Below are 15,155 nucleotides of genomic sequence, written 5' to 3' on the forward strand. Positions count from 1 at the left end.
AGGCTAAGACCCGTCGATCCGGCGTGCCCCCAGCTCGTTCTGTAGCAGTTCGAGCGCGGCCTCTTCCGGGTCGCGGCGCGGTGCCGACGGGTCGCTGCGACCGGCTTCGGCGAGCATGTGTTCTTCTTCGTCACGTTGAGCGGATTCCGCTGCGGCAGCATCTTTTACGGGGGCCTCGTCCTCGACGGGTGGCGGCACGACTCTGCGACGAGGGGGTGGCGGCGCGACCGCGTTGACGGGCGGTGGCGGCGCGGACGGTGCCGCCGCCGGGGAGCCGGCCTCGCAGCGGACCCGCCAGTTCACGCCCAGCGCGTCCTTGAGTGCCTCTGCGATGACGTCGGCGTTGCGCTGTTCGGAGAGCCGCTTGGCCAACGGCGCCGACTCGTGAGTGAGCACCAGGGTGTCGCCCTCCACGGCGCGTACGGTGGCGCCCGCCAGCATCACCTCGGTGGTCCGGCTGCGCTCGCGCACCTTGTCCCGCACCGTCGGCCACATCGTGCGCACCGCTGCGGCATTGAGTTCGCCTGGGGCAGAGGATGTTTCGGATACGGTGACCGAAGTGTGTTCCGGGTTCGGCACCGGATCGGGCGGCGGCGCCACCACCGGTTCGGGGGTCGGCTCGCGCTCGGGTTCGGAGGGCTCGACCGGCGTTGCCGCGACCGGCGGGCGCGCGGCCGGGCGGGCAACGGGCTCGGCCGGGGTAGCGGCCGGCGGTGGTGTGGCCGCGGGTGCGGCGACCGGCGCCGCTTCCGAGGCGGGGATGGACATGGCCAGCCGGGTCTCGATGCGCTCGACGCGTTGCAGCAGAGCCGATTCGGCGTCGCTGGCCGACGGCAACAGTAAACGGGCGCAGACCACTTCGAGCAGCAGCCGCGGTGCGGTCGCACCGCGCATCTCCCCCAGGCCCGCCTGCACCACTTCGGCGTAGCGGGTCAGCGTCCCGGCACCGATTCGGGCCGCTTGATCGCGCATGCGGTCCAGCACGTCTTCCGGAGCGTCCACCACGCCGCGGCTGATCGCATCCGGAACCGCTTGCAGCAGAATGAGATCGCGGAACCGCTCCAATAGGTCGGTGGCAAAGCGGCGCGGGTCGTGGCCGGCGTCGATCACCGATTCGACCGCGCCGAACAGCGCGGCGGCGTCCCCGGCGGCCAGCGCGTCGACGGCGTCGTCGATCAGTGCGACGTCGGTGGCGCCCAGCAGGCCCAGTGCCCGCGGGTAGGTGACGTGGTTGTCGTCGGCGCCGGCCACCAGCTGATCGAGCACCGACAGCGTGTCGCGGGGCGAACCACCGCCGGCCCGGATCACCAGCGGGTACACCGCGTCGTCGACAGCGACACCTTCTTGTTCGCAGATCCGCCCGATCAGCGAGCGCATGGTCTTGGGCGGCAACAACCGGAACGGGTAGTGATGGGTGCGCGACCGGATCGTCGGCAGCACCTTCTCCGGTTCGGTGGTGGCGAAGATGAAGATGAGGTGCTCGGGCGGTTCCTCGACGATCTTGAGCAGCGCGTTAAACCCTGCGGTGGTCACCATGTGCGCCTCGTCGACGATGAACACCCGGTAGCGCGACTGCGCCGGCGCGTAGAAGGCGCGGTCGCGCAGTTCGCGGGTGTCGTCCACGCCGCCGTGGCTGGCCGCGTCGAGTTCCACCACGTCGATGCTGCCGGGCGCATTGGGCGCCAGCGCCTGACACGAGTCACACACCCCGCACGGGGTGGCCGTCGGCCCCTGCGCACAGTTCAGCGACCGGGCCAGAATGCGGGCGGACGACGTCTTTCCGCAGCCCCGGGGCCCGGAGAACAGGTACGCGTGGTTGATCCGGCCGGCTTCCAGTGCGATCGACAACGGCTCGGTGACATGCTCCTGCCCCACCACTTCGGCGAAGGTTGCCGGTCGGTACTTGCGGTAGAGAGCCACGGTCAGCAGGCTACCGGCGCGCAGTGACTACGGCCGGGGCCGGGCGTCGAGTGTGCATCAGCGGCGTCGAGTGTGCGTGGACGCCGCCCTCAGCGCACACTCAGGGCGTCAGTTCAGTTGACACTCGGCGCCGGTGCGCCCAGCCGGGCCTCGGACGCCGCCAGCAGCGCGCAGGTCGCCAGCCCGTCGACAGCGTCGCGCAGGTCCGGCAGTGACGGGAAGGTGGGCGCGATACGGATGTTCTTGTCCTCCGGATCCTTGCGGTACGGGAACGTCGCACCCGCCTCGGTGACGGCGATACCGGCGTCCTTGGCCAGCGCAACGGTCCGGCGCGCGGTCCCGGGCCACACGTCGAGGCTGATGAAGTAGCCGCCCTTGGGCTCGGTCCAGGACGCGATCTTGGAGTCGCCGAGCCGCTGCTCGAGGATCTCGAGCGTCAGGTCGAACTTCGGCGCCAGGATCTGCCGGTGGCGCTGCATCTGCAGGCGGACCCCGTCGGCGTCGCCGAAGAAGCGCAGGTGCCGCAGCTGGTTGATCTTGTCCGGGCCGATCGACTTCTTCCCCGCGTACTGCAGATACCAGGCGATGTTCCCCAGCGATCCGCCCAGGAAGCTGACGCCCGCGCCGGCGAAGGTGATCTTCGAGGTGGACGCGAAGACGTACGGCCGGTTCGGGTTGCCGGCCGCGGCGGCCAGCCCGAGGATGTCGATCTGGCTCAGAAAGTCGTGCGTCAGGGTGTGCACCGCGTACGCGTTGTCCCAGAAGATCCGGAAGTCGGGCGCCGCCGTTCGCATCTGCACCAGCCGAAGAACGGTCTCCCAGGAATACGTCACGCCGGTTGGGTTGCCGAACACCGGCACCGTCCACATCCCCTTGATCGCCGGGTCGACGGCCACCAGCTCCTCGATCATGTCGACGTCCGGGCCGTCGTCGCGCATCGGGACCAGGATCATCTCGATGCCCATGGTCTCGGTGATGGCGAAGTGCCGGTCGTAGCCCGGCGCCGGGCACAGAAACTTGATGCCCGGCTCGTCCCTCCAGGGACGCTGCGAGTCCACGCCTCCATAGAGCATCGAGAAGGCGACGAGGTCGTGCATCAGCTCCAGGCTGGAATTGTTCCCGGCGATCAGGTTGGGCACCGGGATGCCCAGCAACTCGCCGAAGATGGACCGCAGTCCGGGCAGGCCGTGCAGGCCGCCGTAGTTGCGCGTGTCGGTCCCCTCGGCATCGCGGAAGTCGTCGCCGGGCAGGCTCAGCAGCTGGTTGGACAGATCGAGCTGCTCGGGGGCGGGTTTCCCACGGGTCAGATCCAAGTGCAGCTTCTTGGCCTGCAATTCCGCGTAGTCCTGCTGGTTGCGGGAGTGCAACGCGGTGAGCTCGTCGGGACTGAGGGAATCGAACGCCGCCATGTTTTTGGAGGCCCCTTCACTGTCGAACGCCGGAGGGTGACGGGCCGGCTCGCGGCGTAAGCGCTGGTTGCCCGGCCCCGCACATAGGGGACCCCGCGCACCCGACAGAGCCCATTGACCCTTGCTGCCTTCCGGCCCTGGGGGAGTTCACAGGATAGACGCCGCGCGGGGTCCATGGCGAGTGTAATACCTGGCTCGGGGCAGCCGATGACGGCCGACCGACATTCCACGTTGACCCAGCCGCTACCATTGCCACGGAGGATTCGCCTAGTGGCCTATGGCGCTCGCCTGGAACGCGGGTTGGGTTAACAGCCCTCGCGGGTTCAAATCCCGCATCCTCCGCAAATCGGGTCCACTCGGTTGGCAGACGCGGCCAAACGGTTGTTTGGAATCTGTTTGGCTGCCTTTAGGCTGACGTGAGCTCACCAGTATGAGGGAGGCGTATGGGGCGCAAGGTCGCCATACCGTGGCACTTGGTGTTTTCGATCGGTGCCGGCGTCCTCTATTTCCTCTGCGTGTTGCCCCGCTGGTCCGAGCTGATGGGCGACACCTCGCGCGGACTGGGGATGGCGGGCCGCATCGGCGCGGGCGCGCTGATCGCCCTGGCCGCGCTGCCCGTGGTGTTCACCCAGCTGCGCACCCGCAAGCCGGAGCTGGGCGTCCCGCAAATGGCCCTGACGCTGCGGGTCTGGTCGATCGTGGGGCATGTGCTGGCCGGGGTGCTGATCATCGGCACCGCGATCAGCGAGATCTGGCTCAGCCTGGATGCCGCCGGACAGTATCTGTTCGGGATCTACGGCGCGGCCGCGGCGATCGCCCTGCTCGGATTTTTCGCGTTCTATCTGTCGTTTGTCGCCGAGCTGCCGCCGCCTCCGCCGAAGCCGATCAAGGCGAAGAAGCCCAAGAAGCGTCGTCTGCGCCGTAAGAAGGGCGACGAGGCGGACGCTGAGGCCGCCACCGACGCCGACGAGGCGGAAACCGACGAAGCCGAGGACGCCGAGGCCGCCGACGTCGCAGAGGCCGAGACCGTCACCGCCGAAGAAGCCGAACCGGAACCAGCCGACGAGCCCGCAGCAGAATCCGTCGAGCCCACCGCGAAGGCTGTCGACGCCGTCAAAGCCGAGAAGCCGCTGACCGACGACGCCGCGGAGCCGTCCGACGAGTCCGGCGACGACACCGACGAACCTCGCTCCGGGCTGCGTAACCGTCGCCCGGAGGGCAAGGGCTCGCACCGCATGCGGCGCAGGCGCACCCGCGGCGGCGTCGCGCTCGACGAGTGATCAGTCGCGGCGCTTAAGACTTTCCACGTAGGCGGCCAGGCGCTGCTGCGTCTCGTCTGAACCCCACAGCTCGCGCACGCCGGCGTCGGTCGCAGCTCCGTGCCGAATCCGCGCCACGGCCGGGGCGCGCAGCTGCGTCTTGGTATCGCTGTACGCCTCGACCGGCAGCTCGCCAAGCTCCGCGGCCTCGGCGACCGCCGCCTCGACCAGATCGTCGGTGACCACGCGATGAGCCAGACCCCGGGTGATCGCCTCGGCCCCCTTGTAGGTGCCGGCGCCGAGCAACACTTCCTCGGCGCGATCCCCGCAGGCATAACGCATCACTTCCAGCGCGGCGACCGGGAAGGAGACGCCGACGCGAACCTCGGCCGCACCGATACCCGCTTCGGGTCCGATCAGCCGGCGATCGCAGGCACACGCCAGCACACACCCGCCCGCGATCGCGGCGCCGTTGATGGCGGCCACGGTCGGCCACGGAAAGTTGAACAGCGCGTCGAAGGTGTCGGACAGCGCCGGAACCAGCCGATCGGTGTAGTCACGGCCACCCTCGACCACCCGGTTGAGATCGACCCCCGCGGAAAACACCCGGCCCGAGCCGGTGACGACCAGCGGACCGTTGCCCGACTCCTGCAGTTCACGAAAGGTTCGGGTCAGCTCCTCGAGCACTTCCACATCGAGGGCGTTGACGCGCCCCGACGACAGGGTCAACACCCGCACCGAAGCCGGCCCCGTTTTCAAAGTCTGGATCTCTATCACAAGGACACTCAAGCACTCGCCGGAAGCGCTACTGCTGGTGGGTCAACCTGGCCAGGATCACCGGAATGTCGGTGTTCTCATCGGAGTGATAGCTCGCGCAGACGCGGTGATAGCCGTCGGCGATCTGCAGCGGAACGCCGGTCACGATGTCACCGCGCACCAGCAGGATCGGCGACAGCGCAATGCCTTTCTCGATCTTGGTGAGATCGGCGGCGACGTGCGGGTTGTCGACGGGTAGCAGGCTCAGCCGCGCGGCCCGCAGGATGTCCTTGGCCTTCTTGTGGGTCACCGATCCGCTCTGCAGCCGTTTGGCGAGCTTCTTGACCGTCGGCGGGTCGGCGAGTAGGTCCAGGTAATCAGATGCTGCCGGAAAGTCATGCGCCTCAGGCGTTTCCAGCCACTTCACGCTGGCCATCGGATCTCTCCCTTCGTGGCTCCCCGCCGACGGAGCCTACCGGCTGCACCTGAAAATTGGGATCGGTAGCAACGCCGGAGTTCTGTACTTACGTCATGACGACGCCAACGGGGCGACGCATGAAGGAAGGAACGACAAGTGAAACGTCTTCTCGTGGGCGCAATCGGAACGCTCGGCGTGGCCGCGACCGTCGTGGGCTGCTCGAGCGGCGGCCACTCGGCCAGCCCGGCGTCGAGCACAGCCGCCAGCGTCGCCTCCGGGAGCGGTGCCCAGGTCAAGGTCGGCGGGGCCGACCTGGCGGGCGTCAACCCGGCGTCGGTGACCTGCGTGAGGCAGGGCGGCAAGATCGACATCGGTAGCGGTTCCACCGGCGGTGCACAGCAGGCGCTGGCCGTCGTGATGACCGACGAAGCGACCCCGAAGGTCGAATCGTTGGCGTTGGTGGTGGACGGCAACGCCCTGTCGGTCGCCAACAACATGGGCGCGAAGGTCGGGTCGGCCAACGTGGCGGTCGACGGCAAGACCTACACCATCACCGGGCAGGCGCAGGGCGCCGACCTGAAAAACCCGATGGCCGGAATGATCACCAAGGACTTCAGCATCAAGGTGACGTGCGGTTAATCGGTTCCACTCCGGGCGGCGGACGTGCCTCACTCACACGTCCGCCGCACCGGGCTGTCCCGAGACTTATGATGCAGCCGTGTCGATCTCCGGCGAATTAGAGCGAGCACGCCGCCTGACACTGGTCGCCGACGAGACCGGCGCCCGGGACCTGTTGCTGTCCCTGGTGCCCGCGATCGAGCGCGAAGACCGTGACGACTTGGTCCTGGAGGTCTTCGCTCAGCTGGGCGGTATCTACCTGTCGCGGGGCGCGAATGACGGAGTGCACGAGTGCATCCGGCGCATCCGCGACTGCCTGGCGATCTACTCCGCAGTCTTGGCCGGCACGATGCCCGAAGCCGCCGCTTCGGTGACGATGCCGGCAGCCGACATCGCGCGGATGATCCGTCGCTATTCGCGACGAGCGCAGTTCCTGCAGACCGGGATGACCGCCGCGCTGGGCGATCACGAAGGCGCCGAGACGGCGCTGGCCGAGTTGAGCCGGTCCGACGCGACGTTTCCCGAGCTGGCCGACGAGCACGCCCGCCTGATCGTGCACGCGCAACTGTTGTGCGCAACAGCGTTGTGCGACGACGACCTGCATGTTCGATCGGTTCCGTTGTGGGAGAGCGTGGTTGATGCGATCGATCGCTTGGGCGACGACGAATTCGACGACCAGCTGCGGGTGGACGCGTCCACCGGATACGGCAGATTCTGCGTCGAGACCGGCCGGCTGAGCGAAGCCGAACCCTGGCTGCGTCGAGCCGGAGCGCGGGCGAAGAAGCGCGGGTGGGAATTAGCCGAGGCCAGAACGCAATTGGAGCGTGCGGCGGCGCGCTGGCTGGTCAGTGATCACGCGGGGACCGAGCAGCTGGTCTCCGAGGCGTATCCCGTCATCGCAAGATATGAGCGAGCACACGACGTCGCACGGTGCTGGCTGTACATGGGGCTCACCCGGTTGGCATCCGGCGCGCTGGAAGGCGCCGACGAATGCTGGGGGCATGCCGAGCGGCACTGGCGCGAGCTGGGCAAGCCATTACACCTGCACCGTATCCTGTTGCAGCGCAGTTGGATAGCGATCTTCTGGAGTAAGTTCGCCGACGCTGTCGAGTTGATTGCCCAGGCCCGGGAACTGCTCGACTCCTCACCACGCAGCAGCTGGCTGCAGTACGCCCAACTGGACAGTCATCTGGGCACGGTGTGGCGCGCGGATGCCTTGGCGGACCTGGGTTTCGACAGTTCGGGCGACCCCGGCGAAACGCTGGAGGAAACCGAGGCGCGGCAGGCCGAGGGACTCGGCATCCTGAAGGGCGAGGTCGGAACTCCCGAATACTGGCGCGGCATGGAAAAACTCGAACAGGCCGCCGAGCTCAAGGTACCGGCAGCGCTCGCGGTCGACTCCGTGCGGTTTTCGATCGCCGACGCCGACGCGCGAGCGCGCTGGGCAACCAGCATTTCGGCACCCATCCTGGCCGGGGCCTTCGCCGTCGCGTACGAGTGGGAGAACACCCAACTGATCAGTGAGCTCGTCGAATACCACAGTGCGCGCGGCACTTTCGACAACGATCCGCAGCGTCCGGCCATCGGCGAGTGGGCGTCTACGGGCACCGCCACGGTGCTGGTCGACGCCGACCTGGAACCGGCGCTGGCCGCGGCCGGTCCGCCGGCGGCCGGACGTTCACTCACCAGACTCGGCCCGCTGCCGCCGTTACAGATGCAGCCGGACAGCCCGCCGATCATGAGCCACTACCGCGCCCTGGCGCTGCAGCGCTACGGCCGCGACGTCACCGCCGCCGAAGCCCCCTGGTCGACCTGGCCATGAGCGACCGGCTCACTCTGGTCCTGCGCTACGCCGACGTGGGGATCGCGACCTACGGCAGCCTGCGGATCATCGGACAGCCATCACGGACCGTCACCTGGGTGGTGGAAGAACCGCTGCTGCTGGCGGCCCTCGAAGAACTGACTGAGGCCATCCCCGAGCCGCATGGCACCGAGAGCCGTCGCGACGCCATCGAGCGTGCTTTGGCCACTGGCCCTTTCGCGAATCCGGACACCGAACTCACCGTCGCCTACATCCTGGGTGTACTGCTGATTTCGGCGCAGGGCTGGCAACTGCTCGACGAGTGTGTGTCCTCGCCGCGCGCCACGTTGTTTGTGGCCCCCAGCGCGCGGTTGGCCCGCGTCCCGTGGGGGTTGCTGGCGGTACCGAAATCGGGCCCCAGCAAAGAGGAATTGGTGCGTGCTCGCCAGGACGCCATCACGTCCAGCGGTCGGGTGGCCGCCCGGATCCCTTGGCAGCTCGCGAATATCGCCGACCATACCGACGGCCATCGACTGATGGAGTTGGTCGACGTGCTGATGGCGGTGCCGGCCAACATCGTGCACGCGCCACGCGCCCCGGCGCGATGGGATGCCCGTCAGAACGGTCCACCGGTGCTGGTCCTCGACCCGCGGGTACCGGGGCAACGGCCCGACTCCGCACTCGGTTCGGTGCTCGGCAAGCCGTCCGCGGAAACGCCGTTGGCCCGCCACTTCGCCGAACTGATGGGCAACCGCGCGGTCTTGCCCGGAGTCGACGGGGCGGTCGAACTGTTCCGCCGTCAGGACGCCGACCGCGGCTGGCTGGCTGGCCTGCTGGCGCGGGCCCCCAGCAGGCTGCTCTACGTCGGCCACGCGAGTTCTGCTGACGCACAACATGATCACGCCACCCAGGCCGACCGCGCGGCCCTGCATCTCGCGTGTACGGCGGCGGCGCGGGGCGACGCCGACACCATCGGGGACCACCGCCCGCTCACCGCGTCGGACCTGATGGCGCTGCGGCTGCCGATGCCGCCGCGGGTGGCCCTGCTGGCCTGCGGGTCCGGCGGGGACTACCGATTCGACGAGGCGACCGGTCTGGTCGCGGCGATGATCCTCGGCGGCGCACAGTTGGTGACCGCCACGCTGTGGTCGCTGCCCACCACTGCCGCCTACCGTCAGTTCGCCGCTGACGCCGGTGATGCGGCCGATCCGATGTCCGATGTGGTCGTCGCCGTGGACCGCGCACACGAGGCCGCCGAGGCGGGGTGCGCGGTCAATCGATGGCAGCGCGAACAGATGCGGCGCTGGCGCGACGGCGACCTGTCCGCCAATCCGCTGTACTGGGCGGCGCTGGTCACCTTCGCGGTCGACGGCGCACGCTAGCACTCAGACCGCGGCCAGCCACGACGCATGAACGGCCAACACGTCGTCGGGCAGCGAAAGCTCTTCGCGGGCAGCGGGATCGAACGCGACCAGAACCACAAGGCCTGGCCGCAGCACCGACACGTCCAGGTCGTCCTCGCAGCGCGCCAGTCGGCCGATGAACGTCTCGCCCGACACGGCGACCACTTCGATGAAAACCTGCCGCTCGCCGGCCACCGTGCGCACGGTGCCGACGCCGACGGTGCGGCCCTCGGCGTTGCCGTGCCGCCAGAATGCCAGTCGGTAAGGCGATGTCATCAGCTTCTTCATGCATCCAGCGTCGGGGTGCCGGGCGGCTACCGAACCCAACTTTTTGGCTAGGGGTATCTGTGAAATGCCCCTATCCTGTGCTGATGAGCGCGGACCCGCAGCTGGCCACCACCGTGGCCGCAGGCCATCCACGCCGGTCGGTGATCGACCAGGCGTGGCGGGCGATCGGACTCGGAGTCGAGGTGCTCAGCAGCGACGACGGCGGACCATTGACCCGAACCGTCAAACGCATCATCGACCCGCTGGTGCTGCGGCTGCGGTCCAATCCGCAGTATTCCGCCCCGGTGGTCGCCCCCGACACCGCCGCGGCAATGCACGAACTGATCGTGGGCAGCGCATCCGAATTGCGCTCGGCCGCAGCGTGGTTCGAGGTCCTCAAACTCGAGCGCCGCAGGCAGCGGATCCGTTCCGGGAACGCCCAGGAGCTCTATTTCCCGGTCTGCTACGAGCTGGCGGTCACCAAAGGCGCACCGGCGCCGGAGGATCGCGAGACCGCGGCCACCGTGCTCGGCGAGATTCACCAGGGCCGCGACCGCACCGCGATCGAAGTCTTGCATCAATACGTGGCCGCCCAGGATGTCGTTGCCACGCTTGCCGATCAGCTCGAACACAGCTGGCGTGACGTGCAGGCGTCCGAGATCGTAACGGGTCCGTTCCTGGCTGAGCTGGGTACGGTACTCGGGCCGGCCCACGGCCACCGCGCCGCGACCGCACGCCAGCGCGTCTGGTCGGCCATGATCAGCGACACCACCCCGTACAACCTGGGCGCTCTGGTCCGTGTCGAATCGGCCGACCTGCCCTGGTCGATCGTCAAGCTGGGCTTGAGTTCGGTTGCGCCGCAACGTCCCCCGTGCATCGCGGGCGGCGCCGACGGCGATCGTCCGCTGGATCGCAGCGTGGTGGACCGGGTGCGCGCGACGCTGCGCCGCGCCCTGGACCGCGACGCACTGCCCGACATCCCGTTGCTATGTGAAGAAGAGGTCGACCGCGCCTGTGCTCCGTGGGGGCTGCTCTCGGAGGACAAGCAGGCCACCCTGGTGGCCGGCATCGAGGTCGCGGTCGAGCTGGCGCCGCTGGACCGATCCGTCACGAGCCGCTATGCGCTGGCGGCGCAGATCCAGGCGCGGCTCCGTAAGGAAGCGTACGTGCTGCACGCCCGGCGCTACCTCGCCGAGGGCGGCCCGATGCATCCGCGGCAACGCCAGGTGGTCGACGACCTCGCGGCGTATGCGCCGCCGTACCTGAGTCGGCTGTGGGCTCGACTGCACGGGCGTGACGTCTGGCAGGAGTCCTGCGAGGACGTCGACGAGATGCGGTCGCTGCTGGAGGGCGTCGCGCGATCGGTGAGCCTGGATCACCGCCAGCGAATCAAGTCGATGCTGGAATTGCAGGTGGCCGGATGAAGTTGGTTGCCGAGTCCGGCCTTTGGACCGTCGGGCCCGCCAGCGCCCCGACACCGCTGGCCGCGGTGCTGGAAGTCAGCGGCGCCGTGCTGTCCTGGACGATCGACGATCCCCCCGGCGACGAGCGAACCCAGATCACCTTCACCGATCTGTCGCGCGCGGACTGGCTGTGGCGCGTGTTCGGCGAGGCCGGCCATGTCGCGCTGGCCGCTGCCGCGGACGCGACGGACGGCATGACCGAGCTCGCCGGCGTCGACATCGTGCCCGGTTCGGTCGACCCGCTGCGCCGGCTGGCCGTCGGGCATTGGCTGCGGCGCTGGTGGCCGGCGAGCCAGCGGGACGGCATCGCGGGCCTGGACCGCGCGCTGCTCGACGTCGAGGTCGCCCTGCTGACCGCCGGCGCGCAGGACTTCTTCGCCGACGACACGCTGGACTCGGACGTCACCGGCCTGCTGACGCCGCACGCCGCGGCGTTGTTCACCCATATCCGCAGTGACGATGCCCGGATCGTGAACCTGGTGCGCGCGGGCGCCGAGCTGGCCGACGAGGTCGGGGTGGACGACGATGCCTGGGCGGAACTGATTGCCGCCCTTGATGATTCGAGTACGTTGTCAGCGATCCCGAGCGGCCGCCGCGACGACTACGCGCTGGCCGCGGGGGCCGACGCGGGTCCGCGCGGCACATCGATCGCCCGGGGCGTCGCGTCCATCAACTGGACCGCGGTACCCCCGGCCATCTTCGACGCCGGCGAGAACACCGTCGACTGGAGCGTCGAGACCGCGGGGGCGGTGGTGCGCGCGGCGATCGTCGGGCCGGACCTGCCGTCGGGCGTCGCGGTGCGATTGCGGTCCGGCGCGATAAGCGGCACCGGGGCCCTGGACGGCGAGGGCCGCGCGATCCTCCCCCTGCTCGGCGCGCGGGGCCAGCCGATCACCGAGTCCGCCGCCTGGGATCACGATTGGACGGCGACCGAGGTGATCGTCGGGGGCGACACGAACGAGACCCGCGAGACCCGGGACCGGATCCGCCGTTGGGCGCACGCCCGGCTGGACCGGCCGCCGGCGGACGCGTATCTGGCCGAGATTCTGGCGTCGGAGTCCGCCTATTAAGCGTGCGAACAATTCCCTATGCTGAGCGAGTGCCAAACAACTATCGAGTCGTTCAGTGGAACACCGGAAACGTGGGCAAGAGCTCGCTCAAGTCGATCGCCGACAACCCCATCCTGGAACTGGTCGGGTGCTTCGCCTGGTCGCCGGACAAGGTGGGCAAGGACGCCGGCGAATTGGTCGGCATCCCCCCGCTGGGGGTCGCGGCGACCAATGACGTCGACGCGCTGCTCGCCCTCAAACCGGACTGCGTGGTCTACAACCCGATGTGGATCAACGTCGACGAGCTGGTCGCGATCCTGTCGGCCGGCGTCAACGTGGTGACCACGGCGTCATTCATCACCGGCCACAACCTGGGCGACGGCCGCGACCGGCTCCTCGAGGCCTGCGAAAAGGGCGGCGCCACGATCTTCGGGTCCGGGGTCAGCCCGGGCTTCGCCGAGCTGCTCGCCATCGTCTCGGCGATGGTGTGCAACCGCGTCGACAAGGTCACCGTCAACGAGGCCGCCGACACCACGTTCTACGACTCCCCGGAGACCGAGAAGCCGGTGGGCTTCGGGCAGCCGATCGACCACCCGGACCTGCAGGCGATGGCGGCCAAGGGCACCGCCATCTTCGGCGAGGCCGTCCGGCTGGTGGCCGACGCGCTCGGCGTCGAGCTCGACGAGATCACGTGCGTCGCCGAATTCGCCCAAACCACAGCCGATCTCGAGATGGCGTCGTGGACCATCCCGGCCGGACACGTCGCGGGTACCTACATCAGCTGGCAGGGCGTCGTCAACGGCAAGACCTTGATCGACCTGAACGTCCGGTGGCGCAAGGGCCAGACACTGGAACCCGACTGGAAGATCGAGCAGGACGGCTGGGTGATCCAGATCGACGGTCAGCCGACGGTGACGACCAAGGTCGGCTTCCTGCCGCCGCCGTACTTCGAGGCGACGACGCTCGAGGAGTTCATGGACCTCGGCCACATCATGACCGCGGTACCCGCGATCAACGCGATTCCCGCCGTGGTCGCCGCCGCGCCCGGTATCGCCACGTACGCCGATCTGCCGCTGACGCTGCCCCGCGGCTTCGCGAAGGTCTAACCCTCGCCGGACGCGGCCCGGGCCGGCGCGGCCGCCCGCCGCCGGCCGGGCCTGGGGTAGGTCGCGCCCAACTGGGGCACCTCCATCGGTCCTTGGTGCCGGGCGGCCTCCATCGCGGCGCGCAGCGGCCCGGCCAGCCCGGCGAACGATCCCATGTCGAACACCCGTGACGTCAACAACCGGTTGTGTACGTAGCCGAACGACCCGCCCACCTCGGGGTCGGCCCAGCCGAGTGTCCCGCCAAGACCCACGTGCCCAAACCCGTGCAACAGACCGGGCACCGGCGACTCGTGATAACCGAGGTGAAAAGGCATGGGCACCACCATGTTTGCGTCCGGCCACTTGATGCGTGCTCGCCCGGTCAGCCCGCGTGCCAATTCCTTGGACAGGTACTTCTTGCCGTCGATGCGGCCGTCGTTGGCCAGCACGGCGTACACCTTGGCCAGCGCGCGGCCGGTCACCACACCGTTGGCCGCGGGGATCTCGCCGTCCAGAAACGGGGTGTCGCCCTGCATCAACGACATGATTCCGGGGAAGTACATCGCGCCCAGCGCTCCGGAGTAGCGCATATTGGCCACCCGAGGGGCGATGAAGTTGAGCACCGGGGTCCGCACGACGAGCTTCTGTGGCATCAGGATCTGCGCCGGCTGCGTCGGCGATCCCTGCGGCGGCCGGCCCAGATGCAGGCCGTCGGTGTTCAGCGGGCGGGCAACCTCCTGACGGATCAGCTCCCGCATGCCTTTGCCCGTGACCGCACGGGCCAGCCCGGACAACAGCCAGCCGTAGGTCAGCGCGTGATAGGCCTGCACGCCCCGCAGGTGATCCACCGGCGCGGCGGCCAGCCGAGCCTCCATGGCCAAGTGGTCCATCAACTCCGCCTTGGTGACACCCCGCAGATGCGACAGCCCGGCGCGATGGCGCAAGACGTCGCGCACCGTGATGTCGGCCTTTCCGTTGGCGCCGAACTCCGGCCAGTGCTCGGCGACGGGGTCGTCGTAGGACAACAAGCCCCGATCGGCCAGCCGATGGATCACCGTCGACGCGACGCCCTTGGTCGCCGAGAACACCATCGCTCCCGTGTCGGCGGTCCAGGGCTGCGTACCGGCGCGGTCCGACCACCCCATCCAGACGTCGACGACGGGAACGCCGTCGATGTACACCGACAGTGCTCCCCCGCCGAGCCGCCGTCCCGGAAATTGCTGCGCGAACTTCTTGATGACGTTCGCGAAATGCGGATCGGCAGCCCCGGACACGCCACGGGGCAGACCGTCGTCAGTTACCAGCAGAGTCATGGTGCCCCCGAGCCTGGTGCGCATCGGGCAGCTACCGCCGCGGCGGCCCCTCCCCGATGAGGTGCGATTACGGGATTGAAGCTATCAGTCGAGCAGAGGCCTGAAAATCACCCGGTCGGCTCGCGCTCGGGGGGCTCACGGCCGTCCACATCGGGCAAATGGTCGGGGGGCGGCTGCCCCAAATACTTCCTCAGCCGCAGCAGCTGATTGATCACGATGCCCAGGCCCAGCAGCATCAGCACTACGACTATCGCCACCACCGTTGCGGTGCTCATCGGACCATTGTGATCCATGCCACGGCCGCCGGGCCGGCTGGCTGTTTGCCAGCCATGACACGGCGTCGCGTGAACCGCCGCCGACTCAAAACACGACTCGAACCCGGCTACCGGGTTTT

General features: G+C 68.7%; 14 protein-coding genes, 1 tRNA gene and 1 other RNA gene. 8 read left to right on the forward strand and 8 right to left on the reverse strand.

Annotation, left to right across the window (positions count from 1 at the left end; all coding sequences use genetic code 11):
• Positions 1–3: 3 nt before the first annotated feature.
• From AC5Y5O_RS09625 to ffs, 3 genes are all read right to left on the reverse strand, one after another.
• Complete coding sequence (locus AC5Y5O_RS09625) at positions 4–1,920, reverse strand: DNA polymerase III subunits gamma/tau (protein ID WP_500024840.1); 1,917 nt, start codon at positions 1,918–1,920, stop codon at positions 4–6.
• A gap of 113 nt (positions 1,921–2,033) precedes the next feature.
• Entirely contained in the window at positions 2,034–3,329 is a 1,296-nt protein-coding gene (locus AC5Y5O_RS09630; protein WP_096290460.1) for an aspartate aminotransferase type Ic, read from the reverse strand.
• A gap of 82 nt (positions 3,330–3,411) precedes the next feature.
• An RNA gene (gene ffs, locus AC5Y5O_RS09635) (signal recognition particle sRNA small type) lies at positions 3,412–3,506 on the reverse strand.
• 79 nt (positions 3,507–3,585) lie between these two features.
• Here ffs and AC5Y5O_RS09640 point away from each other — a divergent pair.
• Together AC5Y5O_RS09640 and lucA are read left to right on the forward strand one after the other, a co-directional pair.
• Positions 3,586–3,671: transfer RNA gene (locus AC5Y5O_RS09640), tRNA-Ser, on the forward strand.
• Between the two features lie 101 nt (positions 3,672–3,772).
• Positions 3,773–4,609, forward strand: a complete 837-nt coding sequence (gene lucA, locus AC5Y5O_RS09645) for a lipid uptake coordinator LucA (protein WP_500024841.1) — start codon at positions 3,773–3,775, stop codon at positions 4,607–4,609.
• Here lucA and AC5Y5O_RS09650 read toward each other — a convergent pair whose 3' ends face one another.
• Positions 4,610–5,365, reverse strand: a complete 756-nt coding sequence (locus tag AC5Y5O_RS09650) for an enoyl-CoA hydratase/isomerase family protein (protein WP_096290462.1) — start codon at positions 5,363–5,365, stop codon at positions 4,610–4,612.
• A gap of 28 nt (positions 5,366–5,393) precedes the next feature.
• Complete coding sequence (locus AC5Y5O_RS09655; protein ID WP_096290463.1) at positions 5,394–5,780, reverse strand: hypothetical protein; 387 nt, start codon at positions 5,778–5,780, stop codon at positions 5,394–5,396.
• A gap of 138 nt (positions 5,781–5,918) precedes the next feature.
• On the opposite strand from AC5Y5O_RS09655, the gene AC5Y5O_RS09660 reads away from it, so the two are divergent.
• The 3 genes from AC5Y5O_RS09660 (at position 5,919) to AC5Y5O_RS09670 (ending at position 9,563) form a co-directional block, all read left to right on the forward strand.
• A complete protein-coding gene (locus AC5Y5O_RS09660; RefSeq protein WP_096290464.1) occupies positions 5,919–6,401 on the forward strand; it encodes a lipoprotein LpqH in 483 nt (160 codons plus the stop codon).
• A 79-nt stretch (positions 6,402–6,480) separates the two neighbouring features.
• Positions 6,481–8,202, forward strand: coding sequence for a hypothetical protein (locus tag AC5Y5O_RS09665; RefSeq protein WP_096290465.1), 1,722 nt, complete (start codon positions 6,481–6,483; stop codon positions 8,200–8,202).
• Complete coding sequence (locus AC5Y5O_RS09670) at positions 8,199–9,563, forward strand: CHAT domain-containing protein (RefSeq protein ID WP_423790944.1); 1,365 nt, start codon at positions 8,199–8,201, stop codon at positions 9,561–9,563. Before AC5Y5O_RS09665 ends, AC5Y5O_RS09670 begins: the two co-directional genes overlap by 4 nt.
• Before the next feature lie 3 nt (positions 9,564–9,566).
• On the opposite strand, the gene AC5Y5O_RS09675 is transcribed toward AC5Y5O_RS09670, so the two are convergent.
• Complete coding sequence (locus AC5Y5O_RS09675) at positions 9,567–9,911, reverse strand: hypothetical protein (RefSeq protein ID WP_423790945.1); 345 nt, start codon at positions 9,909–9,911, stop codon at positions 9,567–9,569.
• A gap of 44 nt (positions 9,912–9,955) precedes the next feature.
• Between AC5Y5O_RS09675 and AC5Y5O_RS09680 the strand changes: the two genes are divergently transcribed.
• The 3 genes from AC5Y5O_RS09680 to AC5Y5O_RS09690 are packed head-to-tail and all read left to right on the forward strand — an operon-like array spanning position 9,956 to position 13,469.
• Positions 9,956–11,275: a hypothetical protein gene (locus tag AC5Y5O_RS09680; protein ID WP_096291429.1), complete on the forward strand. Its 1,320-nt coding sequence runs from the start codon at positions 9,956–9,958 to the stop codon at positions 11,273–11,275.
• Positions 11,272–12,384, forward strand: a complete 1,113-nt coding sequence (locus AC5Y5O_RS09685) for a hypothetical protein (RefSeq protein ID WP_096290467.1) — start codon at positions 11,272–11,274, stop codon at positions 12,382–12,384. The genes AC5Y5O_RS09680 and AC5Y5O_RS09685 overlap by 4 nt, the downstream gene beginning before the upstream one ends.
• A 29-nt stretch (positions 12,385–12,413) precedes the next feature.
• Positions 12,414–13,469, forward strand: a complete 1,056-nt coding sequence (locus AC5Y5O_RS09690) for an NAD(P)H-dependent amine dehydrogenase family protein (protein ID WP_096290468.1) — start codon at positions 12,414–12,416, stop codon at positions 13,467–13,469.
• Here AC5Y5O_RS09690 and lipL read toward each other — a convergent pair.
• Both lipL and AC5Y5O_RS09700 read right to left on the reverse strand, forming a co-directional pair.
• Entirely contained in the window at positions 13,466–14,761 is a 1,296-nt protein-coding gene (lipL, locus tag AC5Y5O_RS09695; protein ID WP_096291430.1) for an esterase/beta-lactamase LipL, read from the reverse strand. The two genes, AC5Y5O_RS09690 and lipL, sit on opposite strands and share 4 nt — an antisense overlap.
• Before the next feature lie 107 nt (positions 14,762–14,868).
• Positions 14,869–15,036, reverse strand: a complete 168-nt coding sequence (locus AC5Y5O_RS09700) for a hypothetical protein (protein ID WP_423790946.1) — start codon at positions 15,034–15,036, stop codon at positions 14,869–14,871.
• Positions 15,037–15,155: the final 119 nt, after the last annotated feature.

The sequence above is a fragment of the Mycobacterium sp. NGS40 genome (genome assembly GCF_059812735.1).